We start from the raw sequence: 1,471 nt of genomic DNA on the forward strand, positions 1-1,471 counted from the left end.
TGTCTTAACGAATGCGGATAGAATGCATAAACTTACCTAAAAAATAAAATTCAGTTTTATGATAACTTTACTGTTAAAAGAAGTCTAGACAACCTTGTTTTATGCTTGGATATAAGGCTTATTTTAATATAAAATATTCTCAAAACTTTTTAACGAGTGAAAAAGTACTCAACCAAATAATAAAACAATTGAATTTAAAAGAAACCGATACCGTTTACGAAATTGGAACAGGTAAAGGGCATTTAACGACGAAACTGGCTAAAATAAGTAAACAGGTAACGTCTATTGAATTAGACAGTCATCTATTCAACTTATCGTCAGAAAAATTAAAACTGAATACTCGTGTCACTTTAATTCACCAAGATATTCTACAGTTTCAATTCCCTAACAAACAGAGGTATAAAATTGTTGGGAATATTCCTTACCATTTAAGCACACAAATTATTAAAAAAGTGGTTTTTGAAAGCCATGCGTCTGACATCTATCTGATTGTTGAAGAAGGATTCTACAAGCGTACCTTGGATATTCACCGAACACTAGGGTTGCTCTTGCACACTCAAGTCTCGATTCAGCAATTGCTTAAGCTGCCAGCGGAATGCTTTCATCCTAAACCAAGAGTAAACAGTGTCTTAATAAAACTTACCCGCCATACCACAGATGTTCCAGATAAATATTGGAAGCTATATACGTACTTTGTTTCAAAATGGGTCAATCGAGAATATCGTCAACTGTTTACTAAAAATCAGTTTCATCAAGCAATGAAACACGCCAAAGTAAACAATTTAAGTACCGTTACTTATGAGCAAGTATTGTCTATTTTTAATAGTTATCTATTATTTAACGGGAGGAAATAATTCTATGAGTCGCTTTTGTAAATTTGGAAAGTTACACGTTACTAAAGGGAATGTAGATAAATTATTAGGTATACTACTGACAGCTTCCAAGGAGCTAAAGAGGTCCCTAGACTAGCAAGAAGTACACAAGAAGCCTTAAAGATTATAGAAAAGCTTTTCCATGAAATGCTTAACATTATTTAATGTTAACATGTGGCTTTGTGGTAACTACCACGAGTGGTAACTTGTAACATGAAAAAAGTTACAAGTTACAAGTGGTTTATTTACGAACATAAAGGCTAGGAAAGCACTTGATAAGTATATCAAGTGCTTTTTTTCCGTTCGATTTTACTATCCAAGATACCGCTTGACGTACCTAATATTTTAGTGTGCTAAGGGCTTTGCTTTTTCTGGTTATAGTTCGTTCAAAAAAGACCGCAAGGGTAAATGCACGATCATAGATCGCCCTTGCAGCTTTTTAATCTCTCCACTTTTTTATAACCAAGCAAACGGTAATCCTCCCTAAAAATAATTGAGTTTAAAAGTAGAAAATCGAATAACCTTGATTTAAGGAGATTTTCTATGAAAACATCTAAGTATTCAGACAGCTTGATCATGAGTATCTTGAAGCAAGCTGA

Annotated in this window: 1 protein-coding gene; it reads left to right on the top strand. The window is 33.4% G+C overall.

The window, feature by feature from the left end:
- Nucleotides 1–101: 101 nt before the first annotated feature.
- Nucleotides 102–854, top strand: a complete 753-nt coding sequence (gene erm(B), locus FTU03_RS15940) for a 23S rRNA (adenine(2058)-N(6))-methyltransferase Erm(B) (protein ID WP_154320141.1) — start codon at nucleotides 102–104, stop codon at nucleotides 852–854.
- Nucleotides 855–1,471: the final 617 nt, after the last annotated feature.

The organism is Acinetobacter sp. YH12046, from assembly GCF_013419905.1.
Taxonomy (GTDB): domain Bacteria; phylum Pseudomonadota; class Gammaproteobacteria; order Pseudomonadales; family Moraxellaceae; genus Acinetobacter.